Source organism: Serratia sp. N21D137 (assembly GCF_047530005.1).
GTDB classification, from domain to species: Bacteria; Pseudomonadota; Gammaproteobacteria; order Enterobacterales; family Enterobacteriaceae; genus Chania; species Chania fonticola_B.
The window spans coordinates 1-26,914 of record NZ_JBLJAJ010000045.1 but is presented as its reverse complement, the minus strand read 5'-3'; the positions used below and the strand labels follow the sequence as shown (position 1 = coordinate 26,914).

The following is a 26,914-nucleotide window of genomic DNA, read 5'->3' as shown; positions in this document are numbered from 1 at the left end:
TGGTACAGCACGAAAGTGGGGATGATCGACCTGAGAAATAGGTCGATCATCATGGGTAAAGGATGTTAAAAAGTGTTCACCATGTCCTTGAACACCTGTCTACCATGTCCCCGGTCTGTACACTCCCGTAGGGAGAGGGAGCTGTTAGCCCCTGCTTTTTCGCAAATAAAGGGGCTATCTCAACAAACTCGATTGTCCCCTCATCCAAGGTACACCACCGAATTTTCAGGCCCACCCTAACCCTTATGTCTTGATCTGGAGCTGTCCGGAGTTGTGGCAAGGTGTGGAGCTCAATCTGTTAGCTGGGTAAAAGGTAGTTGATTGAGTGCCATGATCAGGTAGGTTTCTGCAACGAATAACGAACTCGATCGGTCCCCTCTCCCTGTGGGAGAGGGTTAGGGTGAGGGGTCTGGTTTACCCCAACTGGAACTTCGCTTCCGTCTCCACCAGCTCAATCTCATCCAACAGCTCCAGCCATTCCGGTTCTAAATCACCGTTGCTCACACCCTGACGCAGTTGCTGCTCAAGATAGAAGCACAGTTGCTTAAGGCGCGGAACGCCGCTGTAGCTGCAACTGCCGTGCAGCTTGTGGATCAGATCGAGAATGGTGTCGTCCTCTTCTCCTTCCAGCACGGCTTTTACCCGATCGCTGACCTGCGGTAGGAACTCGATCAACATCTGCAACAGATCGCGCGCCAGATCCTCTTTATTGGCGGCCTGGCGCAATGCCAACGGCCAATCCAGCGATAACGGTGGTTCAGCTGGGCTACGCGGCTGGGCTGCCTCTGGTTCAAGCTCGATGGTGTGATAACGGGAGAGCACCCGTGTCAGCATGGCTTCGTCAATCGGCTTGGCCAGATAGTCATCCATGCCAGCCTCCAACAGGTGTTCTCGCTCGCCGCTCACCGCATGGGCGGTCACGGCGACGATCGGCGTGGAGTTGTGGTGCGGCATCTGGCGGATTAGCTCACTGGCGCGGATGCCGTCAATATTCGGCATCTGAATATCCATCAGGATCATATCCAGCACGTTATCACGTGCCAGCACGATGGCTTCCTCACCGCTTTCGCACAGCAGCGTTTTTTCTACCTGTTCTGCCAGCAAGGCACCGATCAGCTTCAGGTTGGCCGGGTTATCATCGACCGCCATCACCGTCAGTGGTAAGCGTCTATGTACCTTTGGTGCGTTCTGACGCAGCGGGGCCTCCAGACGCAGTAACGGATACAGGCGATTACTGCTGATCGGTTTGGTCAGGCAGCCGATAGCGCCCAGCTTTTTCATTTTTTCGGCATCGATCTGCGACTGGCTAGGTACCGCCAGGATCACCCGATCGGCAAGTTTCAGCGACTCCAGCAGCTTGTCTCGATGCTGGCCATTAGCATCCCGATAAGGGATCGGTACGCCTGCCAACAGGAAGTCATAATGATTTTTCGGCAATTGCCCCAGGGTTGGCGAATGGGTTACCACCAAATGGGTGACGCTCAACATATTCAGCGTTGCCTGGGCCGCCGTTGGGTTGGCTTCGATATAGGCCAACGTCTTACCGCGCAGATCCGGTAGACTAGGTGGCAGCGACAACATGCCTTCGTTGAGATCGAGGGTGATGTGGAACCAGAAGGTCGAGCCACGGTTGAGTTGGCTGTGGAAGTTGATATCGCCCCCCATCTCTTTCACCAGCTTCTGGGTGATCACCAGGCCCAGCCCGGTGCCGCCATGGCGGCGCGAGATGCTGGCATCTGCCTGGCGGAAAGCCTGGAACAGCTGCGATTGCTGGCGTTCAGAAATCCCGATGCCGGTATCGTGGATCTGCACTTCCAGCTCAACCTGGCGTTCCAACTGGTTACGTAGCTCAACGCGGATATCGATATTGCCGGTTTCGGTGAACTTCACCGCATTGCCGAGCAGATTGGTGATCACCTGCTGTAGCCGCAGTGAATCGCCAATTACCTGCTCTGGCACATCGTTTTGCACATCCAGGGTCAGCTCCAGCCCTTTGTCGTGTGCGCTAGGGGCCAGCAATACCAGCACCTCATCCAGCGTTTCACGCAGCGAGAACGGAATATGTTCCAGGATCAGCTTGCCAGCCTCCAGCTTGGAGAAGTCCAGCACGTCGTTGATGATGGTCAGCAGGTTGTTGGCCGAGCGTTCGATAGTTTGCAGATAGTCGGTCTGGGTGGCGCTCAGGTCGGTTTTCAGCGTCTGGCGGGTAAAGCCGATCACCCCGTTGAGCGGGGTACGCAGCTCATGGGACATATTGGCCAGGAATTCCGATTTGATACGGGCAGCTTCCTGCGCGCGCTTCTTCGCCAGATCCAGCTCAACGTTCTGGATCTCCATTTGCTCCAGCGTTTCACGTAGGTCGGAGGTGGCCTGGTCGATGTTCTGCTGCATCTCCTCGTGATAGGCGGTCAGCGACATCGCCATCGAGTTGATGCCGTTTTTCAGCATTTGCAGCTCGCCGAGCATAAAGCCTTCGACCCGGCTATCCAACTGGCCCCGGCGGATACGGTCGACGGTGTTGACCATATTGCGGATCGGGCCGGTGACGTCGCGCATCAGGCGGTAGGCAAACAGAATGGCAATACACATACACAGCAGCAGCAGCAGGGTAGAAACGAACACCTCTTTATATTGCTGTAGGCGTACCGATTGCAGATCCAGCTCGATCGCCACATAGCCGAGATTGCTGTCGGGATGTGCCTCCCCGCTGGTGTCCTCGTCCGGGAACTGTGACTCCGACAGGATTGGCGTACGCAGGATCAGCGAATCGCCACGCCGGGTCAGCATCATATCGGTGGGCATCGGCACACCTTTGGGCAACTGCAACTGGGTATAATTGTGGTGATAGTTGGAGGTGACAAACAGGTTGTTCTGCGAGTCAAATACGGTGATCGCCCGGACAATATCCGAATGGCGGCGATGCAACAGGCTGACCAGTTGCCGGACCGATTCACGGCTGCGGAAGGTCATGCCATATTCGCTGGCGACGGCCAGAGGTTCGATGATGCTGGCACCAGCATCGACTAATTGCTCCTGCAGCTCGTTGTAGCGGTGCACTACAAAGAAGGTGCTGAGCAGTAGACCGATCAATAAAGTCGGTGCCAGGATCAGGATCATCATGCGCGCGCGCAAGCTGTATTTGGTCATGGGATTCCAATGTGGGAGAATTGGAGGCTAATCTTAAGCTTAATTAACCAACACACAATCAATAATTATGGCGCAATTCTACTCTCCGAAACGCCGCATGACGACCCGGCAAGCTTCACAAATATTCACGGTGACGGTAACGGACCTCGATCCATTTGGCCAGGGAGTGGCACGCCATGAAGGCAAAGCGGTATTTATCCCCGGCGTTTTGCCGGGGGAACAGGCCGAAATTCAGTTGACGCAGGACAAACGGCAATTCGCCAAAGGTCAGCTCAGGCAACTGTTAAATTGCAGCATACAACGCGTTGAGCCGGGCTGCCCACACTTTGGTGTGTGCGGAGGTTGCCAGCAGCAGCATGTCTCCGAGGCGCTGCAACAGCAAAGCAAGGCGGCGGCGCTGGGGCGCCTGATCTACCGCGAAACCGGGGTGACGCCGCAGCAGGAACCGGTGATTGCCGGGCCGCAGTATGGTTACCGTCGGCGGGCGCGGCTGGGGTTACAGTGGCAACCCCAGCAGCACCGTTTGCTGATGGGTTTTCACCAGGCCGCCTCGTCCGATCTGGTGGCGGTGAAGCAGTGCCCGGTATTGGCACCGGAACTGGAACGGCTGCTGGTGCCGCTGTATCAATGCCTGAGCGGCTTGCAGGCCGTGCAGCGTCTGGGCCATGCGGAGCTGGTGTTGGCGGATAACGGACCGGTGCTGGTGTTGCGCCACCTGGATGCACTCAAGCAGGGCGATCGTCAGGCTTTGCAGCAGTTTTCCCAGCAAAATGGCACCACCGTTTATTTGGCACCGGATAGCGAACGGCTGGAAAAACTGTGCGGTGAAGCGCCGTATTATCAGGTTGACGGGCTACGCTTAGACTTCAATCCGCGCGATTTTATTCAGGTAAATGATGCGGTAAATCAGCAAATGGTGGCTCAGGCCCTTGAATGGCTCGAGATTGAGCCCAATGATCGCATATTGGATCTGTTTTGTGGCATGGGCAACTTTACCCTGCCGCTGGCCAAGCGGGCCAAGGCGGTGGTCGGGATTGAAGGTGTTGCCACGCTGGTAGCGAATGGGCAATATAATGCAGATAGGAATAGGCTCAGTAATGTCTCCTTTTTCCATGAAAATCTGGAAGATGACGTTGCGCGACAACCATGGGCAGCACAGGGATTTGATAAGGTGATGCTGGATCCAGCCCGCGCAGGCGCGGCTGGGGTGATGTCACACATTGTAAAACTGGCGCCAGAGCGCGTGGTGTATATATCCTGTAACCCCACGACGTTGGCACGCGACAGCAAAGTGTTGCTGGACGCCGGTTATCGTCTTGCGCGTGTGCGGATGTTGGATATGTTCCCGCACACGGGGCATCTTGAATCCATGGCGCTGTTTATCCACGGGGCGCGGAAAAAGTAGGGAGAAGTTATGGTCGCGGTAAGAACTGCACATCTGAATACGGCGGGTGAATTCGCGCTTGATGACTGGATAGCCAGCCTGGGGTTGCCCAACCCGCAGTCAGGTGAGCGATTAGCCGCAACCTGGCGTTACTGTGAACAGCAGACGAAAGACCATCCCGATGCGCCGTTGCTGCTATGGCGTGGCCTGGAGATGGTGGAGATCCTCTCGACCCTCAGCATGGATAACGACAGTATGCGCGCGGCGCTGCTGTTCCCGTTGGTGGACGCGGCGATCGTTCCTGAAGCGACCCTTACCGAAGAGTTCGGTTCCGGCATTACCTCCCTGGTGCACGGCGTACGCGATATGGACGCCATCCGCCAACTGAAAGCCACCCACAACGACTCGATGGGCTCCGAGCAGGTCGATAACGTGCGCCGCATGCTGCTGGCGATGGTGGAAGATTTCCGCTGCGTAGTGATCAAGCTGGCAGAGCGTATTGCCCACCTGCGTGAAGTGAAGGATGCGCCGGAAGACGAACGCGTGCTGGCGGCCAAAGAGTGTTCCAATATCTACGCCCCGCTGGCCAACCGCCTCGGCATTGGCCAGTTGAAATGGGAACTGGAAGATTTCTGCTTCCGCTATCTGCATCCCGATGAATACAAACGCATTGCCAAGCTGCTGCATGAACGCCGTATCGATCGCGAGCAGTTTATTGATGACTTCGTGGCTTCATTGCATAGCGCGATGGAGATCGAAGGCATCAAGGCGGAAATTTATGGCCGCCCGAAACACATTTATAGCATCTGGCGTAAGATGCAGAAGAAATCTCTGGCGTTCGATGAGCTGTTCGACGTGCGTGCGGTGCGCGTAGTGGTAGAGCGCCTGCAGGATTGCTATGCGGCATTGGGCATCGTCCATACCCATTTCCGCCATCTGCCGGATGAGTTTGACGACTATGTCGCCAACCCGAAACCGAACGGCTATCAGTCGATCCATACCGTGGTGCTCGGGCCGCGTGGCAAAACGCTGGAGATCCAGATCCGCACCCGCCAGATGCACGAAGATGCCGAGCTGGGCGTCGCTGCACACTGGAAATACAAAGAAGGCGCGGTGGTTACGGCGCGTTCCGGCTACGAAGAACGTATTGCCTGGCTGCGTAAGCTGATCGCCTGGCAGGAAGAGATGGCGGACTCGGGCGAAATGCTCGACGAAGTGCGCAGCCAGGTGTTCGACGATCGCGTCTACGTGTTTACGCCGAAGGGCGACGTGGTGGATCTGCCAGCCGGCTCCACGCCGCTGGACTTTGCTTACCATATCCACAGCGACGTCGGTCACCGCTGTATCGGTGCCAAGATCGGCGGCCGTATCGTGCCGTTTACCTACCAGTTGCAGATGGGCGATCAGATTGAAATTATCACTCAGAAGCAGCCGAACCCTAGCCGTGACTGGCTGAACCCGAACCTGGGTTATGTCACCACCAGCCGTGGGCGCTCCAAGATCCACAACTGGTTCCGCAAGCAGGATCGCGATAAAAACATCCTGGCCGGGCGGCAGATGTTGGACAACGAGCTGGAACACCTCGGTATCAGCCTGCGGGAAGCCGAAAAGTTGCTGATCCCGCGTTATAACGTCAACTCGTTGGATGAAGTGTTGGCGAGTATTGGCGGCGGCGATATCCGTCTCAACCAGATGGTGAACTTCCTACAGGGCAAGCTCAACAAACCTAGTGCCGAGGAGCAGGATCGCGAAGCGTTACGCCAACTGACCCAGCAGAAAGCCCCGGCAACCTCGGCCCGCAACAAAGATAATGGCCGCGTGGTGGTCGAAGGCGTCGGCAATCTGATGCACCACATTGCCCGCTGCTGCCAGCCGATCCCGGGTGACGACATTGTCGGCTTTATTACCCAGGGGCGTGGGATCTCGATCCACCGTGCGGATTGCGATCAACTGGCGGAGCTACAGTCTCACGCGCCGGAACGTATCGTGGATGCGGTCTGGGGGGAAAGCTACTCCAGCGGTTATTCGCTGGTGGTACGCGTCGTGGCCAACGATCGCAGCGGTTTGCTGCGTGATATCACCACTATCCTGGCCAACGAGAAGGTCAACGTATTGGGCGTCGCCAGCCGCAGCGACACCAAAAAGCAGCTGGCCACCATCGATATGGACATCGAAATCTATAACCAGGTGGTGCTGGGGCGTGTGCTGGCCAAGCTCAATCAACTGCCCGACGTTATCGACGCCAAACGCCTGCACGGCGCTTGATTTTTGTTTTTTGCTTAAGGGCTCAGCATGCTGGGCCCTTAATTATTCAGAGAGTTCAACATGACCCAACCAACACCACTGCAACGCCTGCTGACCATTATGAAAACCCTGCGCGATCCGCAGGTGGGTTGCCCGTGGGATCGTAAGCAGACCTTCGCCACCATCGCACCTTACACTCTGGAAGAAACCTACGAAGTGCTGGACGCCATTGAGCGCCAGGACTATGCCGAGCTGCGTGATGAACTGGGCGATCTGCTGTTCCAGGTGGTGTTTTATGCTCAGATGGGCCAGGAGCAGGGGCTGTTTGACTTCGACCAGGTGTGCAACGCCATCAGCGACAAGCTGGAACGCCGTCACCCGCATATCTTCGGTGAGGCTGAGGCAGCAGACAGCGCGGCGGTTTCCGCCCGCTGGGAGCAGTTGAAGGCTGGTGAACGGGCAGAGAAAGCGCTGCACTCTGCGCTAGATGATATTCCCAACGCCTTACCGGCGCTGATGAAAGCTCATAAAATCCAGAAGCGCTGTGCCGCGGTCGGCTTCGACTGGAACACCTTGGGGCCGGTCGTAGGCAAAGTGTATGAAGAGCTGGATGAAGTGATGCACGAAGCCCAGCAAGCGGTGGTAGACGAGCAGAAGCTGGAAGAGGAAATTGGCGATCTGCTGTTTGCCACGGTCAATCTTTCCCGCCATCTGGGTCATAAGGCGGAAAAGGCGTTGCAGGTGGCCAACCGCAAATTTGAACGCCGCTTCCGCCAGGTTGAAGAGATCGTGCAAAGCCGCGGTCTGACAATGCAGGAAGCCACGTTGGAGCAGATGGAGGAGGCCTGGCAGCAGGTAAAACGCCTGGAAAACTAATTGCCAATACCGTTGTCCTAACTGTGTCGCTTGTTTGATCGGCGACAATATTTGCTCAAGCTGAAACGGTTAAGCTCCGGGTTGTGGATTGCTGAATCTGGTTTAACCGGCAGAAAAGCTCAACAAACTGAAATCTAAGGTGTTTTATTGCATCTAAACTCGGTTTGCACGCAGTTTTTTATGCTAACCCATTGTTTCTAAAGGGCTCTAAAACGGGGGCCGAACGATTAAACCGGGATGAACTCACGAGGGTGGTTGAGATGATGGCAGGTAAAACGATCGTTTGTAGGTCAAGAGAGGTTCGGGTATACTACTTTCCCGTCTTGGTTCTTCCATCGTCTTTAAACCTAAACTCTCAGGTTCAGCATGACAACTAACTATATTTTTGTAACCGGCGGGGTCGTATCCTCTCTGGGTAAAGGCATTGCCGCAGCCTCCTTGGCGGCTATTCTTGAAGCCCGTGGCCTCAACGTTACCATCATGAAACTGGACCCGTACATCAACGTGGATCCGGGCACCATGAGCCCGATTCAGCATGGGGAAGTTTTCGTCACCGAAGACGGGGCAGAAACCGATCTGGATCTGGGTCACTACGAGCGCTTCATCCGTACCAAAATGACGCGTCGTAACAACTTCACCACCGGGCGTATCTACTCTGATGTGCTGCGCAAAGAGCGCCGTGGCGACTATTTGGGTGCCACCGTACAGGTGATCCCACATATCACCAATGCCATTAAAGAACGCATCATCGAAGGCGGCGAAGGCCACGATGTGGTGTTGGTCGAAATCGGCGGCACCGTCGGCGATATCGAATCCCTGCCGTTCCTGGAAGCCATTCGTCAGATGGCCGTCGAAGTGGGCCGTGAGCACACTCTGTACATGCATTTGACGCTGGTGCCATACCTGGCAGCCGCGGGTGAAGTGAAAACCAAACCTACCCAGCATTCGGTAAAAGAACTGCTTTCCATCGGTATTCAGCCAGATGTGCTGATCTGCCGTTCCGATCGCGCAGTTCCTGCTAATGAACGCGCTAAAATCGCTCTTTTCTGTAACGTACCGGAAAAAGCGGTTATCTCCCTGAAAGACGTTGATTCCATTTATAAAATCCCAGGCCTCTTGAAATCTCAGGGCTTGGATGATTATATTTGTAAACGATTCAGCCTGACACCGCCGGAAGCCAATCTGGGCGAGTGGGAGCAGGTGATCTACGAAGAAGCCAATCCAGGCGGCGAAGTGACCATCGGCATGGTCGGCAAATATGTCGAACTGCCAGATGCTTACAAGTCGGTGATCGAAGCGCTCAAGCACGGTGGCTTGAAAAACCGTCTGACCGTCAACATCAAGCTGATCGATTCGCAGGATGTTGAAACCCGCGGCGTTGAAGTGCTGAAAGATCTGGATGCCATCCTGATCCCTGGCGGCTTTGGCTATCGTGGCGTGGAAGGCAAGGTGATGACCGCACGCTACGCGCGTGAAAACAAAATTCCTTATCTGGGCATTTGCCTGGGTATGCAGGTGGCGTTGATGGAGTTTGCGCGCAACGTGGCGGGGATGGAAAATGCTAACTCCACCGAATTTGTGCCAGACTGTAAGTACCCGGTGGTCGCATTGATCACCGAGTGGCGTGACGAAGACGGCAACGTCGAAGTCCGTACCGAAGAAAGCGATCTGGGCGGCACGATGCGCGTCGGTGGCCAGCAATGCCACCTGACCGACAACAGCCTTGTGCGCAAGATGTACGGCGAACCAACCATCGTGGAACGTCACCGTCACCGTTACGAAGTCAACAACATGCTGTTGAAGCCGATCGAAGCCGCAGGTATGCGTGTGGCGGGTCGTTCTGCGGACAACAAGCTGGTTGAGATTATTGAATTGCCTGATCATCCGTGGTTTGTGGCCTGTCAGTTCCATCCGGAATTTACGTCGACGCCGCGTGATGGACATCCGTTGTTCGCTGGCTTCGTCAAGGCGGCCGGTGAACACCAGAAGCGTCAGGTGAAATAAGAGTTTTAGTAAGCAACGCGCGGCCAAAACCGCGCGTTGTTTGTCTGGAGTTTTAGTTTAACTTGTCTGAGGAAAACCTAATGTCCAAAATCATTAAAGTCATCGGTCGTGAAATCATCGACTCACGCGGCAACCCAACTGTTGAAGCCGAAGTGCATCTGGAAGGCGGTTTCGTCGGTCTGGCTGCAGCGCCGTCAGGTGCTTCTACCGGTTCCCGTGAAGCACTGGAACTGCGTGACGGTGACAAGTCTCGTTTCCTGGGTAAAGGCGTACTGAAAGCCGTTGCCGCAGTAAATGGCCCAATCGCTCAGGCGGTTGTGGGTAAAGATGCCAAAGACCAGGCTAACATCGACAAGATCATGATCGATCTGGACGGTACCGAGAACAAATCCCAGTTTGGCGCTAACGCCATCCTGGCTGTTTCTCTGGCTGCTGCCAAGGCCGCTGCTGCCTCTAAAGGTATGCCGCTGTATGAGCACATCGCTGAACTGAACGGCACCCCAGGCAAATTCTCTATGCCGTTGCCTATGATGAACATCATCAACGGTGGTGAGCACGCAGACAACAACGTTGATATTCAAGAGTTCATGATCCAGCCAGTTGGCGCTAAAACGCTGAAAGAAGCCGTGCGTATGGGTTCTGAAGTGTTCCATCACCTGGCTAAAGTACTCAAGAGCAAGGGCATGAACACCGCCGTAGGCGACGAAGGTGGCTATGCGCCAAACCTGGGTTCTAACGCCGAAGCGCTGGCTGTTATCGCTGAAGCGGTAAAAGCGGCAGGTTATGAACTGGGTAAAGACATTACTCTGGCGATGGACTGTGCAGCGTCTGAATTCTACAAAGACGGCAAATACGTGCTGGCTGGCGAAGGCAACAAAGCCTTCACTTCTGAAGAGTTCACTCACTTCCTGGAAGACCTGACCAAGCAATACCCAATCGTGTCTATCGAAGACGGTCTGGACGAATCTGACTGGGATGGTTTCGCATACCAGACCAAAGTGCTGGGCGACAAAATCCAGCTGGTGGGCGACGACCTGTTCGTGACCAACACCAAGATCCTGAAAGAAGGCATCGAGAAAGGCATCGCTAACTCTATCCTGATCAAATTCAACCAGATCGGTTCTCTGACCGAAACTCTGGCTGCAATCAAGATGGCGAAAGACGCAGGCTACACCGCGGTGATCTCTCACCGTTCAGGTGAAACCGAAGATGCTACCATCGCTGACTTGGCGGTAGGCACTGCGGCTGGCCAGATCAAAACCGGTTCTATGAGCCGTTCTGACCGCGTTGCTAAATACAACCAACTGATCCGTATCGAAGAAGCGCTGGGCAACCGCGCACCGTTCAATGGCCTGAAAGAAGTTAAAGGTCAGTAATATAACGGTTTGATTCGTTACTGAATCAGTAAGCAAACGGAGAGTGCCGTAAAGGTACTCTCCGTTTTTTTATGCCTATGTTAAATGAACTCACCAATCTGCGACATGGTGTAAAAATTTATTTAAGATTCTTCTTGGTGGCGGGGAGGGGTATTTCAGCGATAGATTTCCTGTTTTGTGGTGGTATTTTCCAGCCCCGGCGACCTAGTTTTCGACATCTGAATGGTTACTGAACAATCAATAATTATCTAAACAAAGACATTAAAATATTAAAATGACAGGAATATTCCTAACCTTAGGGAATACCCCCTAAAAAGGCCAATATGTTTCAAAATGTTTATTATTGTGGCGTTGTGATCATGGCGATATCTTAACATATTGATATTTAATGTTTTAATTTATCTAAAAAGCAAGATTAATAGTTGTTACAAAATGTAAATAAATTCTATTATATGCGATTGCGACGAAAAAATGGTTGTTAGGAAAAATCTGGGTTTGCTAGAATAATCTCACATGTCCACAGGGCGTTTTAGAAATATAGTGTGACATGTATATTCTTAGTGAGTTTAAGCCAGTAATTAATTACTGCCAGGACTGCTTTATTGGAAAAAGTAAATTAAAAGGATTTCTTATGAAAATCAAAATGACGGCTCTCGCTTTAATTGCATTCTCTAGCACCTCCATGGCAGATTCAGCCAACACCGTGCAATTCAAGGGTGAAGTGAGTACTCAAACCTGCTCGGTGAATATTAACGGCAATGAAGCCAATCCGGTGGTGTTACTGCAGACGGTTGCGGCCAGCTCGCTCGCTACCAAAGGTGCCACCGCTGGTGACACAACCTTTACCGTTAACGTAACCGGTTGTACTACCGCGGCCAGCGACACCTCCATCAAGACGGTATTTGTGGGCAATAACACGACTACCAATGGCAACCTGGGTAACACCGGTGATGCGACCAAGGTTTCTATTCAACTGTTGGATAGCGATGCCACCACGCCACTGAGCTTTACTACGGGTTCAACGGCCACCACCAGCGCAATGACGCTGGCAACCGGCGCGACATCAACCTCGCAAGAACTGGTTGCCCGTTATTATGCCGAAGAAGCTGGGGTGACTGCAGGTTCAGTGATCGCCACGGCACAATATGCGATTACGTATAAATAATACTCTTCCGCTCCAGGTTGTTTCCGCCACCAGGCTCAAGCCTGATGGCGGGAAATAACCTGTTACCCATAATAACGTCAGCACCGCCCGAAACGCTAAGGGGGGCTGAGTTATTAGTCTTGTTGACTGGTCTCTCTTATGGCGTATACCACACGTACCTTTTCTTGTTGGGCGGCATTGCTGTTCAGCCTGACGTTGCTGATTGTCGATAGCGCTGCTGCCAGCGTCACCATGCTGGGCAACCGAGTGATCTACCCGGCCCAGGCACGCGAAAAGACGCTGCAGTTTACCAACGATGATGCTGCTCCGGCGCTGCTCCAGGTCTGGCTCGATATCGATAATGACAAATCGACGCCCGAAACGGCGGATGCCCCCTTTATCGCATCGCCACAGATTTTCCGGATGAATGCCCATAGCGGGCAAATGGTACGTTTGATGTACACCGGCAAAGGTTTACCGACCGACCGAGAATCCCTGTTTCACCTTAACTTCCTCCAGGTGCCAGCCGTCAAGCAAAGCGAAACGGATAAAAACAAGCTGGTACTGTTGGTCAGCAACCGGTTGAAGGTGTTCTATCGGCCAGAAGGGCTGCCGGGAGAGGGGAATCAGGCGGGTAAACAGTTGCAAATCCAGCGTAATGGCAATGCATTACAGGTCAGTAATCCCACGCCTTATTACGTCAGCATCAGCTATGCCAAAAGCGGCAATAAAAACCTGCATATTGAACCGGCCGATATGGTCGCGCCTTTTTCGCAGGTGAGTTGGCCGCTCGGCTCGGCGTTCCCCAAAGGGAAACTGAAAGTGGTGCTCGGCGTCATGAATGACTACGGGGTAGAGGTTCCCGTAACGTTAGAGACGCCGCACTAAAAAAGGACAGGGAGGTCCTGATGTCGCTTAAAAACTATCCCACATTTCCGCCTCTGCTATCAACGTGTTGCCGCTATGGCCTCTTTTTGCTCTCTTTGGGCGGGATCTCCCTGGCACAAGGCGCGACGGACGACGACTACGCCTTCGACGCCGATTTACTGCGCGGCAGCGTTTTCAGCACTACGCAACTCGAACAGTTCAACCAACAGGATCTGGTGACGCCAGGCAACTATGAGGTCGAACTGTTTACCAACGGCGTATTTGTTGAACGCAGCAAAATCCGCTTTGTTTTGGGTGACGATCGGCGCGTTTTGCCGTGTTTTGACCGACAACAGCTGGAACGCCTTGGTCTAAAGGAGGTGCCGGTGGCGCCTGCGGAAGGCTGCCTGCAACCTGGACGCGATCTTAAAGATATTCAGGTTCAGGCCGATATGTCACAACTAAGATTGGATCTCAGTATCCCACAGAGTTTGTTGAACCATAAACCCCGTGGCAGCGTCAGCCCTGACAGTCTGAGCAGCGGTGAAACAATGGCGTTTTTCAACTACAACGTTAACCAATATCACGTCAACTACCGCCAGGGGCAGACCAAGGATCTCAATTCCACCTTCGCCAATCTGAATGGGGGTTTTAACCTGGGTCTATGGCGTTACCGCCAGCAATCCAGCTTCCGTTTTGATAATGAATTTGGCAGCCATTGGGATACCAGCCGCCGCTATGTCCAGCGGGCGGTGCTGCCGTTACGCAGTGAGGTTTTGCTGGGAGAAGGTTTTACCGACGGCCATTTCTTTGCCGGGCTGGGGTTTCGCGGTGTCCGGATGACGTCGGACGATCGTATGCTGCCGGACTCGCTGCGAGGCTATGCTCCCGTGGTGCGCGGTATTGCTAACAGTAACGCCAGGGTGACCGTGTTTCAGGGCAAAAGCCAACTGTATGAAACCACGGTGGCCCCTGGTCCCTTTGCGATTGACGATCTGTTTGCCACCAACTTCTCCGGTGACCTGACGGTGGCGGTGACCGAGGCAGATGGTAGCGTCAGCACCTTTACCGTACCATTCTCTGCCGTTCCCCAATCCATGCGCCCCGGCTCCTCACGTTATTCGGCGACTCTTGGTCGATCGCGCTTTATCGGCGACAACGATCTTTTCAGTGAGCTGACCTGGCAGTATGGTTTGAGCAACTCTCTAACGTTTAATACTGGCAACCAGTTGGCTGATGGTTATCAGGCCTTGATGCTGGGTGGGGTCTATAGTAACTCGCTGGGTGCTTTTGGCCTGGATAGCACTTTTTCCCATGCCAGCCTGCCGGAAGGCACTACCTCGGGCTGGATGCTGCACCTGTCCTATAGCAAAAGCTTTACCCCAACGGATACCACGCTTTCCATCGCCGGGTATCGTTACTCCACCGAAGGGTTTCGTGATTTGAGCGATGTGCTTGGCGTACGTCAGGCAGAACGCAGTGGACAAAGTTGGCAATCCGATTCCTATCGCCAGCAGTCGCGCTTTGAAGTGGCCGTCAATCAGGGGATCGGCTCATTGGGTAACCTGACGCTGTCAGGCTCTACGCAGGATTATCGCGATGGGCGTGGCCGGGATAATCAGCTACAGTTTGGGTGGGGCAAGGTATTTGGCAACGGCGTCGCGTTGAACCTTTCGGTGACGCGTACCCGTAGCCTGAACGGCAACAATAGCGCCTATTACGACGGAAATCAGCCTTATGTGAATAGCAATGGTTTCGCGAGTACCAACACCTCGCAAACCGTTAGTTCGCTCTCGGTTTCCTTTCCTCTTGGCCGCTCTTCTTCTGCGCCAACGGCATCGTTGTTCTCTAACCATAGCCAGGGGCAGGGAGGGAGCTATCAGGCGGCGCTCTCGGGCAACGTGGGGGAGACGCAGCAGGTCGGCTATGGGCTTAATTTCACCACCGACGATAATAACCATAACAGTATCTGGGGGGGGAATCTGCAAACCCGCCTGCCTTATGCCAGTGCCACCGGCTCGGTTTCAGCATCCAGCCAATATTGGCAGGGATCGGCAGCACTACAGGGGGCAGTGGTTGCCCATCGCGGTGGAGTCACGCTTGGGCCTTATGTTGGGGATACCTTTGCCCTGATCGATGCCCCTGGTGCGCGTGGTGCGCAAGTGATGGATGGGCAGGGTGCCCGTGTCGATCGTTTCGGTTATGCGCTGGTTCCTTCGTTGGTGCCCTATCATTTCAATACTGTGGCTTTGAATCCGCAGGGGATGAGCAGCAAAGCAGAATTGGAAAGTGGGCAACAGCGCGTGGCACCTTTCGCAGGAGCCACGGTGCGTCTGCACTTCAAAACGATACGAGGTCAGGCGGTGTTGATCAAGGTTCAGCGGCCAGATGGCAGCATCATCCCGATGGGGACCTCGGTCTATGATGAGAACAATAATGATGTCGGCATGGTCGGCCAGGCTAATCAGGTCTATCTGCGCAGCGATAAACCGCAGGGGAAATTGACCTTACGCTGGGGAAAAGGGGCGACCGAACGATGCAGCTTACCCTATAAATTACCCCCACCAAGCGATGAGCCGATCCTGTTATTGAAGGCGACATGCCGCTGATTTACCGATTTTTCACCGGAGGTTATGCCATGAAGTTATTTTCACTGCTGCGGTTGGCGCTGTTGGGAGGCCTATTTGCAGGGGTCTGCCTACCAGCGGCGGCCAGATGCACCCGCGTTTCGCCAGCCATTGACTCCGGTTGCGACGCCTGTGGCGTCGGGATCGGCCTGGGGCGTATCAACCTGACCAGCACATACCTGCAGCCTGTAGGCACGCCGCTGGGCAGTAGCGTGTTTGATTTCACCTCCGGCGTCCGTTACCCAGATCCGAACAAAGTTTTGTATGAGTGCGATGCTAGCGACGTCGGGCAGATTTTTGAAGTGTTTGCCACCAACGGTGACGACCGGGTGGGGGGGTATTATGATTTAGGGGCGGCGGACGGCAATCCCAACTATTTTGCCACCTACTTCCCCTATGTCGGTATTCGTCTCACTCATCTGGATTCGGGCAAGGTATTTACCCGTTACTGGCAGGCAACGCCGATCACCCGTTATGCCACCGTGGGTAACAAGATCCAGGTCCGGGTCAAGGATTTCAGCCCCATCCGGGCAGATCTGATCCGCATCAGCTCGCTCCCTGGCCGTGGTGCCAGTAACTACTGTGGTTACAGTGCCTCTAATCCATTGACTGGCATGGCTTCCACCACGGGTAATTCGAACTATACCTGCATCCAGCCTAATGGCTATGTGACCTTCCAAGGGCCGGGTATTGCGTCTGATCCTATTGGTAGCGATTCAGCCACCAACTATTCGACCTGGGGAACCGGGCGTTGGAACGCGATGGGGATGGGGACGTCGCCGATTTCTTCTCTTTCTTACACCGCCACCTGTGTGGCACGTAACGTCACGCCGCTGGTGATCCTGCCCACGCTTTCCGTCGGTCAATTAACCGCGGGGCGAACCTCGCAGGCCCAGTTCACCATCAATATCGAATGTGATAATGCAGCCGTTTCGGGGATTAGTACCAATCGTACGGCCTTGGGTCTGCAAGTCCCTTATGCCAGCTTTGCTCTGGCGCAACAGCTTGGTCTGGTCAACGCCAGCGGTGGCGTCAGCTATCTGCTCTCTGACGGTTATGGCACGGACAGCAGTGTAGCGACCGGCGTGGGAATTGCACTCTCTAACAGTAGCAACGGTACGCCAATGAACTTTGTCGGCTGGGCTCGTTGTAGTGCTGGCCAGTGCCCACAGGGTAACAATGCGGGTTGGTATCCAGTTCTCGATGGCGCAAGCAGCGGGGGCAGTACCGCGACGGGGTATACTCATTACACCACGCAGTTGACAGCCACATTATCACGCTTGCCGGGCCAGACCGTTACGGCGGGCAAGGTTGATGCCAAGGCGTATGTTTGGGTCAAGGTACAGTAGAGAACATTATGAAGAAAATCGTCTGTACGCTACTGCTGCTCGGTGGCTTGTTACCTGCCATGCTGGCTCAGGCTGGCATTATTGCCTCCGCGACGCGAGTGATTTTTCGTGAGGGCGATAATGAAAAAAGCTTGATGCTCCTCAATACCAACGACTATCCGATAGTGGTGCAAACCTGGGTAGACGATGGGGATGTCAATGCGGCCCCTGAGCAATCAACAGCGCCTTTTGTCAGCTTGCCTGCGGTATTTAGCATGCAGCCCAAGACCATGAAAGGGCTGAGGCTGATTTATAACCAGCAGTCACTGCCAACGGATAGGGAATCGGTCTTCTGGATTAATCTGTACGAAATTCCACCAACACGTCCGGTGATCCCCCCGCTTCAGCCTAGCGTGACCATGGCGATGAACACCCAGATGAAGATTTTCTATCGGCCCAAGGCGGTAGTCGCGGCAGAGAAGGATGCGCCCAAGCCGGTGTTCACACTGAAAAAGGAAGATAATCATTACGTCTTGCTGTGCGATAACTCGTCGCCGGTTTATCTCTCTTTTTCCCGTCTTGCGTTGCGCATTGGTCAGCAAGATTATCCGGTGCAACAAGAGAGCGATATGATGACGCCGCCTTTTGGCAGCAAAAAGTATCGGATTGATGGTATTGTTCAATCAGTAGCTATCTCCTCAGCAGTGGTCAACGCCGCCATTATCGATGACCAGGGTAATGCGGTCGTTCAACAATATGCCGTACGGAAATAACAGGCCTCACCTTGTGGCCAAATAGAGAAAAAGATGCTACCCAATAAACCTCAGATCGAACTTGAATTGGCACAACGGGCCGCCAGGATAAGAAGCTCGGGGCGGTTCCATCAGGCGATAATTAAACACGCCGTGATGATAGATGAAACCTATCGGAATCATCCTATGTTCTACAAAATCATCTTTCGTAACAGCCGCTTTATTATCTGCTCGACTCTGCTGGCCATTTATTACAACCAAAGCGAGGCCGCCCTGAAGGATGTTAAAGCCTTTTTTAAAGACAAAGATATTATCAGCGAGAACGCGTTGGATTCGTTTCTGTTCTTTCTGCGCGTAGGGCGCTGGCTGGAGGTCAAGAAGGACGATCAAGACCGGCGCACGCTGTTGTTTAGGCCTACCCCGAATGCTTTGCGCCAAACCCATGAGCTGGTTTCCTCGATGGCGCTGCCCTATCAAACGTTAGCCCCCGAAATTCCGGTTGCCGACCTGTTGGATCAGAGCTGGTTTTTACCTGCGTTCTTCAAGGTTTACGGCCAACTGATGATACAGGAGATCTATCTGATCGATCTGGTTCCACAGGCCGCATTATTTATTACTAAAGATGCGGGCCATATGGTGTTACTGATGCTATTTATAGAAAGTATCCGTCATAATTCCCACGTGCTGTTTTTGTCTTCGGCGGAGATCGCCAAGTTTAGCTCGGTGTCCCGTACGCATATCAATCGGATCCTGCTGGCGGCGGAAAAATCGGGCCTGCTCACCACCAAAAATAACGTGCTGATTGAGTTAAATAGCTCGTTTATTGAGATGGCAGAACGCTACTTTAGCCTGTATATGGCGATGGTGGGTTACAGCCTGGATGGAGCATGTCAGCAACATAACCAGCTCTGCCAGAAAAGCCACGATAATGATTTAGTTTTAAAATGAAATTCATAGCATTAAATTAACTGTCATGCACTCTGTTTTTATTCTCATAATACCATGATTTCATTGGTTTAATATAAATCCTATTTTTATATTCCTTTTTATTATGTCTTATGGTTATTAGCTATTAGACTTTTAGTTCCTTCACGGAAAAATCTGCTTTCTCCTTCTGGAATAAATGCCTTAAATAGAGTCAGTGTAATAATGCCATGGCTAACGTACTTTGTTGTATGCAGACAGAGAGGTTGGAATGTGAAGTAGGATAATTATTGTATGTGGTGGTACGGTAGGTTCCCTAGTGGCCAATCTTTTGGCCGCCAAGTGACACCGGGAGGTTATCAATGATCAGGTTGAAATCATGATGGTTTCTGACTCAGCGGTGCATTATTACAAGCCCGCGTTCATGTATGTCACCATGAGTGTCTTATTCAAACAAGGACTGACCAGGTCACAGCGAAGTCTATACGGCCAGAGATACCGTTTACATGGTCAGGCTCCTAAGGCTTTCACCAAGCTGACGGCAACCCTTGGGCGAGTAAACCTGCCGCAGCGGGCACCAGCCTCATTAATCGAGGCTGGTGGGCTGGTTGTTAGCGGCTTTCGGTTGAGACTACGGTAGAGGTTTCCCCACCTTTTTTGCGTACCCACAAGGTATAAGCCAGCGTCAGGAAGGCTACCCAGACTAGCCCGACATACAGCGCGATGCGGCTTTCCTCGAAGTAACCGAGCAGGCCGATCACAAACACCATAAACGCCGTGGCCAATGCAGGAGCTACTGGCCACCAAGGTACTGGGAAGCTCAGCTTTGCCACTTCATCTTTAGTGAGCGTGCGGCGCATAGCGATCTGCGACAGCAGGATCATCAGCCATACCCACACCGTGGCAAAGGTGGCGATGGAGGCAATGATGATAAAGATCTGTTTGGGGATCAGATAGTTGAGCACTACGGCCAGCAGTAGAGCAATGGACATCACCAATACCGTCATCCAAGGTACGCCGTTACCGGTCAGCTTGGTGAAGGCCTTAGGTGCTTGCCCATCCTGCGCCATGCCGTACATCATGCGGCCAGCGCCGAAGATGTCACTGTTGATGGCGGAGATGGCAGCGGTGATCACCACGACGTTCAACACGTTAGCCGCCGAGCTGATGCCCATATGGCTGAAAATCTCGACAAACGGGCTACCGTTCTGGCCGATGCTGTTCCACGGATAGATAGACATCAATACCAGCAGGGTCAGCACGTAGAACAGCAGGATACGGACCGGCACGGCGTTGATCGCCTTGGGCAGCACCTTGGCGGGATCTTTGGCTTCGCTGGCGGTGATACCGATAATTTCAATCCCGCCGAAGGCGAACATCACCACCGCCAGGGAGGCAATGACGCCACCAATACCGTTAGGCATAAAGCCACCGTGTTGCCACAGATTGCTGAAGCCGGTCGCTTCCTGTGTGACACCGAAGCCGAACAACATCACGGCAGCCCCACCAACGATCATCGCCACGATGGCGGCAACCTTGACCAGCGACAGCCAGAACTCCATCTCGCCAAACACTTTGACGCTGCACAGGTTAAGCGCGCCGATAAACAGAATGATGCTCAGTACCCAGACCCATTGAGCGACATCCGGAAACCATAGCCCCATATAGATGCCGAAGGCCGTCACGTCGGCCAGGGCCACGATCACCATTTCAAAGGTATAAGTCCAACCGGTGAGGAAGCCCGCCAACGGGCCGAGGTAATGGCTGGCGTAGTGGCCGAAGGAGCCGGAGACGGGCTGATGCACCGCCATCTCCCCCAAGGCACGCATGACCATAAATACCGCCGCGCCACCCACCAGATAGGCAAGCAGTACGGCCGGGCCAGCCAGTTGAATAGCGCCAGCGGAACCATAGAACAGACCGGTACCGATGGCCGAACCCAGTGCCATAAAGCGGATGTGTCGCGCGTTCAGGCCACGCCGGAGCTGGGGTTTCTCATTACGCATGTTGCTTCTCCGTTTTAATCATATTGTTGTCGGACAGGCAGCGCTATCCGCACAGGGGGAACGAACCCCGGCGGGATAGAGGACGAATTGTGCAGGGTAATAGGCCGTGCTCCAGACTGACGGGGCACGGCCTAAAGGCGTTACGCCTGGCTAGGTAACAAAGTGGCTGGGATCAGCGCGGTCAGATGGCCTGCTGCCAACAGTTGGCTGGCTGCTTCGATATCGGGGGCGAAGAACCGATCCTTATCGTAGTAGGCGACATGTTCGCGCAGTAGATGCCGAGCCTGCTCCAGCCCTGCAGTGGTTTGCAGACCTTTACGCAGATCCAGCCCCTGGCAGGCCGCTAGCCATTCTACGGCCAGAATGCCGCGGACGTTATCCGCCATTTCCCACAGGCGACGGCCCGCTGCCGGCGCCATCGAGACATGGTCTTCCTGGTTGGCCGAGGTTGGGATACTGTCAACGCTGGCCGGGTGCGCCAGTGCCTTGTTCTCGCTGGTCAGCGCGGCGGCGGTGACCTGGGCAATCATAAAGCCGGAGTTCACCCCGCCGTTATCCACCAGGAACGGTGGCAACTGCGACATGTGCTTATCCATCATCAGTGAAATACGGCGCTCGGAGAGTGAACCGATTTCGGCAAACGCTAGCGCCAGGTTATCGGCAGCCATGGCTACCGGTTCGGCGTGGAAGTTGCCGCCGGACAGCACATCGCCCTGCTCGGCAAATACCAACGGGTTATCGGAAACGGCGTTGGCCTCGATCTCCAGCACTTCTGCGGCCTGGCGGATCTGCGTCAGGCAGGCACCCATTACCTGCGGTTGGCAGCGCAGGGAGTAAGGATCCTGCACTTTTTCGCAGTTGGCGTGTGAGTCTGACACGGCGCTACGCGCGCCAAGCAGGTGGCGATAAGCGCCGGCGGCGTCGATCTGCCCACGCTGGCCACGTACTTCATGAATGCGTGGATCGAACGGGCTGCGAGATCCCAGAGCGGCTTCCACGGTCAGGCTGCCGGTGACGGTGGCGGCAGCAAACAGATCTTCGGCATCAAACAGGCCACGCAGCGCAAAGGCGGCGGAAACCTGGGTGCCGTTCAGCAGCGCCAGACCCTCTTTGGCTGCCAGCGTTAACGGCTTCAGACCCGCTTTGGCCAGCGCCTCGGTGGCCGGTAACCACTCGCCCTGATAGCGGGCTTTACCTTCGCCCAACAGCACCAGACTCATGTGCGCCAGCGGGGCCAGATCGCCTGAAGCACCGACGGAGCCTTTCAGCGGGATATGCGGATACACTTCGGCGTTCACCAGCGCCATCAGTGCCTGGATCACTTCCAGACGGATGCCGGAGAAACCACGCGACAGGCTGTTAATCTTCAGCACCATAATCAGGCGCACCAGGTTGTCATCGGTAGGTGCACCCACACCGGCCGCATGTGACAGCACGATGGAACGTTGCAGATTCTCCAAATCTTCGCGGGCGATACGGGTGGAAGCCAGCAGGCCAAAGCCGGTATTGATACCGTAAGTGGTGCGGTTCTCTTCCACAATGCGTTCCACGCAGGAAACGCTCTGCTGGATCGCGCCATAGGCGTTGTCGTCCAGCGTCAGTGTGACCGGGTGCTGATAAACCTGGCGCAGTTCGGCAAGCGTCAGCTTACCTGGGCGGATAGTCAGAGCCTTCATGCTTTTTCTCCCTGAGTAGCGGCAACCATTGGCAGGTTCAGACCTTGCTCGCGGGCGCAGTCGATAGCGATCTCGTAACCCGCATCGGCATGGCGCATGACGCCGGTGGCCGGGTCGTTATGCAGCACGCGGGCGATACGCTCGGCGGCTTCATCGGTGCCGTCACAGACGATCACCATGCCGGAGTGTTGGGAGAAGCCCATGCCGACGCCGCCGCCGTGATGCAGAGACACCCAGGTGGCACCGCTCGCGGTGTTGAGCAGGGCGTTGAGCAGCGGCCAGTCGGATACGGCATCAGAGCCGTCTTTCATTGATTCGGTTTCACGGTTCGGGCTGGCGACCGAGCCGGAATCCAGGTGGTCACGACCAATGACGATTGGAGCAGAGAGTTCGCCGCGGCGTACCATCTCGTTAAACGCCAGGCCCAACTTGGCGCGTTGGCCCAGGCCGACCCAGCAGATACGGGCTGGCAGGCCCTGGAAGCTGATGCGCTCACGTGCCATATCTAACCAACGGTGCAGGTGCTCATCGTCTGGGATCAGCTCTTTGACCATGGCGTCGGTCTTGTAGATATCCTGCGGATCGCCAGACAGCGCCGCCCAACGGAACGGACCGACGCCACGGCAGAACAGCGGGCGAATATAGGCAGGTACAAAGCCTGGGAAGTCAAAGGCGTTATCAACGCCCATCTCTTTGGCCATCTGGCGAATGTTGTTGCCGTAGTCGAAGGTAGGCACGCCCATTTTCTGGAACGCCAGCATGGCTTCTACGTGTTCGGCCATTGACTGTTTGGCAGCCTTCACCACCACCGCAGGTTCGGTTTGTGCACGGCGGCGATACTCTTCCCAGCTCCAGCCTTTTGGCAGGTAACCGTTGAGCGGATCGTGGGCGCTGGTCTGGTCGGTAACCATGTCCGGGCGCACGCCACGCTTGACCAGCTCCGGCAGGATTTCTGCCGCATTGCCACACAGGGCAATCGAGATGGCTTTGCCTTCGGCGCAGTACTTTTTCAGGCGCGCAAGTGCGTCATCCAGATCGGTGGCCTGCTCATCGACGTAGCGGGTTTTCAGGCGGAAATCGATGCGGCTCTGCTGGCATTCGATGTTCAGCGAGCTGGCTCCGGCCAAGGTAGCGGCCAGTGGCTGTGCGCCACCCATGCCACCCAGCCCGGCGGTCAGCACCCAGCGGCCTTTCAGGCTGCCGTCGTAATGCTGGCGGCCAGCTTCGACGAAGGTTTCGTAAGTGCCCTGCACGATGCCCTGGCTACCGATGTAGATCCAGCTGCCAGCGGTCATCTGGCCATACATCGCCAGACCCTTGGCATCCAATTCGTTAAAGTGTTCCCAGGTTGCCCAGTGAGGCACCAGGTTGGAGTTGGCAATCAGCACGCGCGGGGCGTTACTGTGCGTTTTGAACACGCCGACCGGCTTGCCGGACTGCACCAGCAAGGTTTCGTCGTCTTCCAGAGTTTTGAGGGTGGCAACAATCTTGTCGTAACAGTCCCAGTCACGGGCTGCGCGGCCGATACCGCCATAAACGACCAGTTCGTGTGGATTCTCAGCCACTTCAGGATCGAGGTTGTTCATCAGCATGCGCAGCGGCGCTTCGGTCAGCCAGCTTTTGGCGTTCAATTGTGTGCCGCGGGGCGCGCGAATATCAACATGGCGAACTTTGTTATTTGCAGTCACAGCTAGTTCCTCAAACAGTATCGGTACAAATCTCATCTTATGACGGCAACTCACAGGCCATAACAATGAGCGGGGTTTATTAACATATACTTGTATGTACAAGCATATGCAACAGCGGCGACAATTTGCGAAAAATGGCATAAGCAAATGTTATTTGTGTTTTAAATCATGTTGTTATGTTTTATTTTCGGATTAAGACCATTAGCCGGACGTGGCAAAACAGTGAGCTGCTCTACAAAAATGAATTAAAATAGTGTCATTTTTGAGCGACAAATCACAATAATTTTACATCTGGATTACAACTAAGCGGGAGAGATAAAAAAAACGTATTACCGGAGGATTGGGAGACAACGATTTGTAGGGCGCTGCATACAGCGCCCATTAATATAATCAATAGGTTAGATAGCCGGTTGCAATGCGCTTGAACGCGTCATTTTAAATACCGTGGCCAGGCTGGCTAGCAGCGCCGGGATCGCCAGGAACAGCAAAATACTCTGCACCTGCCACTCCATCGCCAGTAGCTGAGCCGCCATCATGGTGCCAGCCACGCCGCCAAAGCGGCCAATCCCCTGCATCCAGGCAATACCGGTAGCGCGGCTGTGCGTTGGGTAGTAGGTGGCAGCCAGGGTTTGCAGGCCGGATTGCGCGCCGTTCATGGTAATGCCCATCAGGAAGATAAAGGCGCCGAGCAGCACGATCTGGCTATCCTCGGTGGCCATCGCCACAATCAGCAGAGCGCTGATGGCAAAGCCGGTGGAAACCACCTTGTGGGCATTCCAGCGGTCCATCAACCAGCCAGCCATCAGGATCCCCAGCGTACCGCCGAAGGTGAACAGCGACGTCAGGATCGCCGATTGCTCAAGCTGATACCCCAACCCTTGCATCAACAGCGGCATCCAGCTCAGTAATACGTAGTAGATCACCAATCCCATAAAATAGGTGAGCCACAGCATCAGTGTCCCCACCAGGTAGGGGCGGCTGAACAGCAGGCCGACGCTGGTCTTCGACAGGGCCAGCTTGTCTTCATACAGGTAGAAACGGGTGATGTGGCTGATGTTATAGCTGATAAAACGTTGGGCAATCTGTTTGATTTTAGCGGCATCTTGCCCACGGTTAACCATGTATTTCACCGATTCCGGCAGCAGCAGGATCAACAGCACGGTGAGCAATAGCGGGGCAATGGCCCCCAGCAGCAACACGCTGTGCCAACCGTAAGCGGGGATCAGCCAGGAAGAGATGGCGCCACCGCCTGCCGCTCCCAGCGGAAAGCCGCAGTACATGGTGTTAATGGCCAGCGATCGGCAGCGCTGCGGAGCATATTCGGAGATCAGCGTGATGGCGTTTGGCATGGCGGCACCCAGCCCAAGCCCGGTGAGGAAGCGCCACAGCGTCAGGCTATTGAGTGAACCTGCGTAGGCGGTAGCCAGGCTGGAAAGGCCAAAGAACAGGCAGGAGAACACCAGCACCCGTTTGCGGCCAACGCGGTCAGAAATCGGCCCGGCAACCAGGGCTCCTAACGAAAGGCCAAGCAGCGCCGCGCTTAATACCGGCCCCAGATCCTGTTTCACGATCCCCCAGTCTTTGGCCACCGAAGGGGCGATATAGCCCATCGCCGCGGTATCGTAACCGTCAATTGCCAGGATCAGAAAACCCAGGATGATCAGGGTCCAGTGAAACAGCGAAAATTTGCTGTCGTCGATAGCCTGCTGAATATTCAACTCGGTGGAATGGGCCATAGTTTCCTTAAACGCAGATAGGATGTTGATGGGTTGTCGGAACTGCGCCCGACTTGTGCCTGCCTGTCTATACATCTGCGTCACAGGCGCTTTTATGTCAAATATTTTCGTTTTAAATGTTAATTTTATGTTTGTTTTGAGCGGTGGATAACATGGGGGGTTGGTGTTAAGTCTGCAATAAACGTCACCTATTAGCAGGTTAACCGGAGAAAGCTGCTGGTCGTCGCCGAACGGACAAAATTTAATACACTTTTCCAGGTTTGGTCGCCCGGTCGGGATCTGCGATAATGCGTCTTTACCTAGACAGATTGAGAAAGCGATGCAGTACCCGATTAATGAGATGTTCCAGACTTTGCAGGGCGAAGGCTATTTCACCGGCGTTCCGGCCATTTTTATTCGCCTACAGGGTTGCCCGGTGGGATGCAGCTGGTGCGATACCAAACACACCTGGGAAAAGGACGCCGATCGGGAAGTGGATATGCAACGCATCCTGGTGAAAACTGCCGAGAGTGATGCCTGGGGAAGCGCCAGTGCGGAACAATTGCTGGAGGTGGTCGAACAGCAGGGCTATACCGCGCGCCATATCGTGATCACCGGTGGTGAGCCGTGCATCTACGATCTGATCCCGTTGACCAAACTGTTTGAGAACGCGGGTTATGGCTGCCAAATTGAAACCAGTGGCACCCATGAAGTCCTCTGTTCCCCCAATACCTGGGTCACGGTTTCACCCAAAGTGAATATGCGCGGTGGTTTGAAGGTAGTAGAGCAGGCGCTGATGCGGGCCGATGAGATCAAGCATCCGGTGGGGCGTGAACGTGATATTGAGGCGTTGGATGAGCTGCTGGCAACGTTGCACGACGAAAAACACCGTATTATCGCTTTGCAGCCGATCAGCCAGAAAGAAGAGGCGACGCGGTTGTGTATTGAGACCTGCATTGCCCGCAACTGGCGGCTTTCGATGCAGACGCATAAGTATTTGAATATTGCTTAAGACCTACCCCTCACCCCAACCCTCTCCCACAGGGCTGAGTGATCCCCAGTAATATGGTCAGCATCCCATGACCATATTACTGTACTCATTCCCTAACTTTTTCAGCATATTAACTATATTCATCCGTCTCACTATTCCCGCTCT

The 26,914-nt window shown here is 54.4% G+C and carries 17 protein-coding genes; 12 read left to right on the top strand and 5 right to left on the bottom strand.

Annotated elements, in window-relative coordinates; genetic code table 11:
- Positions 1–414: 414 nt before the first annotated feature.
- On the bottom strand, positions 415–3,147 hold the full coding sequence (gene barA, locus ACMV5H_RS23420) for a two-component sensor histidine kinase BarA (RefSeq protein WP_059199778.1): 2,733 nt from the start codon (positions 3,145–3,147) through the stop codon (positions 415–417).
- 67 nt (positions 3,148–3,214) lie between these two features.
- On the opposite strand from barA, the gene rlmD reads away from it, so the two are divergent.
- From rlmD to ACMV5H_RS23365, 11 genes are all read left to right on the top strand, one after another.
- Positions 3,215–4,552 carry a 23S rRNA (uracil(1939)-C(5))-methyltransferase RlmD gene (gene rlmD, locus ACMV5H_RS23415; RefSeq protein WP_414822581.1) on the top strand — a complete coding sequence of 446 codons (1,338 nt, stop codon included), beginning with the start codon at positions 3,215–3,217 and terminating at the stop codon, positions 4,550–4,552.
- A 9-nt stretch (positions 4,553–4,561) separates the two neighbouring features.
- Positions 4,562–6,796: a GTP diphosphokinase gene (gene relA / locus ACMV5H_RS23410; protein ID WP_021179385.1), complete on the top strand. Its 2,235-nt coding sequence runs from the start codon at positions 4,562–4,564 to the stop codon at positions 6,794–6,796.
- A gap of 60 nt (positions 6,797–6,856) precedes the next feature.
- A complete protein-coding gene (gene mazG / locus ACMV5H_RS23405; protein WP_059199780.1) occupies positions 6,857–7,651 on the top strand; it encodes a nucleoside triphosphate pyrophosphohydrolase in 795 nt (264 codons plus the stop codon).
- Positions 7,652–8,017: 366 nt separating this feature from the next.
- A complete protein-coding gene (pyrG, locus tag ACMV5H_RS23400; RefSeq protein WP_024483442.1) occupies positions 8,018–9,655 on the top strand; it encodes a glutamine hydrolyzing CTP synthase in 1,638 nt (545 codons plus the stop codon).
- Positions 9,656–9,735: 80 nt separating this feature from the next.
- Positions 9,736–11,031 (top strand): phosphopyruvate hydratase, encoded by a 1,296-nt coding sequence (gene eno / locus ACMV5H_RS23395; RefSeq protein ID WP_021179388.1) that lies wholly within the window; start codon positions 9,736–9,738, stop codon positions 11,029–11,031.
- A gap of 631 nt (positions 11,032–11,662) precedes the next feature.
- Positions 11,663–12,196, top strand: coding sequence for a fimbrial protein (locus tag ACMV5H_RS23390; protein WP_059199781.1), 534 nt, complete (start codon positions 11,663–11,665; stop codon positions 12,194–12,196).
- 138 nt (positions 12,197–12,334) lie between these two features.
- A complete protein-coding gene (locus tag ACMV5H_RS23385) occupies positions 12,335–13,063 on the top strand; it encodes a molecular chaperone (protein ID WP_059199782.1) in 729 nt (242 codons plus the stop codon).
- A 20-nt stretch (positions 13,064–13,083) separates the two neighbouring features.
- Positions 13,084–15,651, top strand: coding sequence for a fimbria/pilus outer membrane usher protein (locus tag ACMV5H_RS23380; RefSeq protein ID WP_414822580.1), 2,568 nt, complete (start codon positions 13,084–13,086; stop codon positions 15,649–15,651).
- A gap of 29 nt (positions 15,652–15,680) precedes the next feature.
- Positions 15,681–17,018 (top strand): fimbrial protein, encoded by a 1,338-nt coding sequence (locus ACMV5H_RS23375; protein ID WP_071682260.1) that lies wholly within the window; start codon positions 15,681–15,683, stop codon positions 17,016–17,018.
- An 8-nt stretch (positions 17,019–17,026) separates the two neighbouring features.
- Positions 17,027–17,770, top strand: coding sequence for a molecular chaperone (locus tag ACMV5H_RS23370; protein ID WP_115159095.1), 744 nt, complete (start codon positions 17,027–17,029; stop codon positions 17,768–17,770).
- 165 nt (positions 17,771–17,935) lie between these two features.
- On the top strand, positions 17,936–18,697 hold the full coding sequence (locus ACMV5H_RS23365) for a hypothetical protein (RefSeq protein WP_257014194.1): 762 nt from the start codon (positions 17,936–17,938) through the stop codon (positions 18,695–18,697).
- 587 nt (positions 18,698–19,284) lie between these two features.
- Here the strand turns inward: ACMV5H_RS23365 and ACMV5H_RS23360 are convergent.
- The 4 genes from ACMV5H_RS23360 to ACMV5H_RS23345 all read right to left on the bottom strand — a co-directional run bounded on the left by ACMV5H_RS23360 (position 19,285) and on the right by ACMV5H_RS23345 (position 25,779).
- Complete coding sequence (locus ACMV5H_RS23360) at positions 19,285–20,679, bottom strand: amino acid permease (RefSeq protein WP_115159097.1); 1,395 nt, start codon at positions 20,677–20,679, stop codon at positions 19,285–19,287.
- A gap of 140 nt (positions 20,680–20,819) precedes the next feature.
- Positions 20,820–22,355: a histidine ammonia-lyase gene (gene hutH, locus ACMV5H_RS23355; RefSeq protein ID WP_414822579.1), complete on the bottom strand. Its 1,536-nt coding sequence runs from the start codon at positions 22,353–22,355 to the stop codon at positions 20,820–20,822.
- On the bottom strand, positions 22,352–24,043 hold the full coding sequence (gene hutU, locus ACMV5H_RS23350) for a urocanate hydratase (protein WP_024483429.1): 1,692 nt from the start codon (positions 24,041–24,043) through the stop codon (positions 22,352–22,354). The genes hutH and hutU overlap by 4 nt, the downstream gene beginning before the upstream one ends.
- 398 nt (positions 24,044–24,441) lie before the next feature.
- Positions 24,442–25,779, bottom strand: coding sequence for an MFS transporter (locus ACMV5H_RS23345; protein WP_179249335.1), 1,338 nt, complete (start codon positions 25,777–25,779; stop codon positions 24,442–24,444).
- Between the two features lie 319 nt (positions 25,780–26,098).
- Between ACMV5H_RS23345 and queE the strand changes: the two genes are divergently transcribed.
- Complete coding sequence (queE, locus tag ACMV5H_RS23340; RefSeq protein ID WP_021179399.1) at positions 26,099–26,770, top strand: 7-carboxy-7-deazaguanine synthase QueE; 672 nt, start codon at positions 26,099–26,101, stop codon at positions 26,768–26,770.
- Positions 26,771–26,914 lie beyond the last annotated feature (144 nt).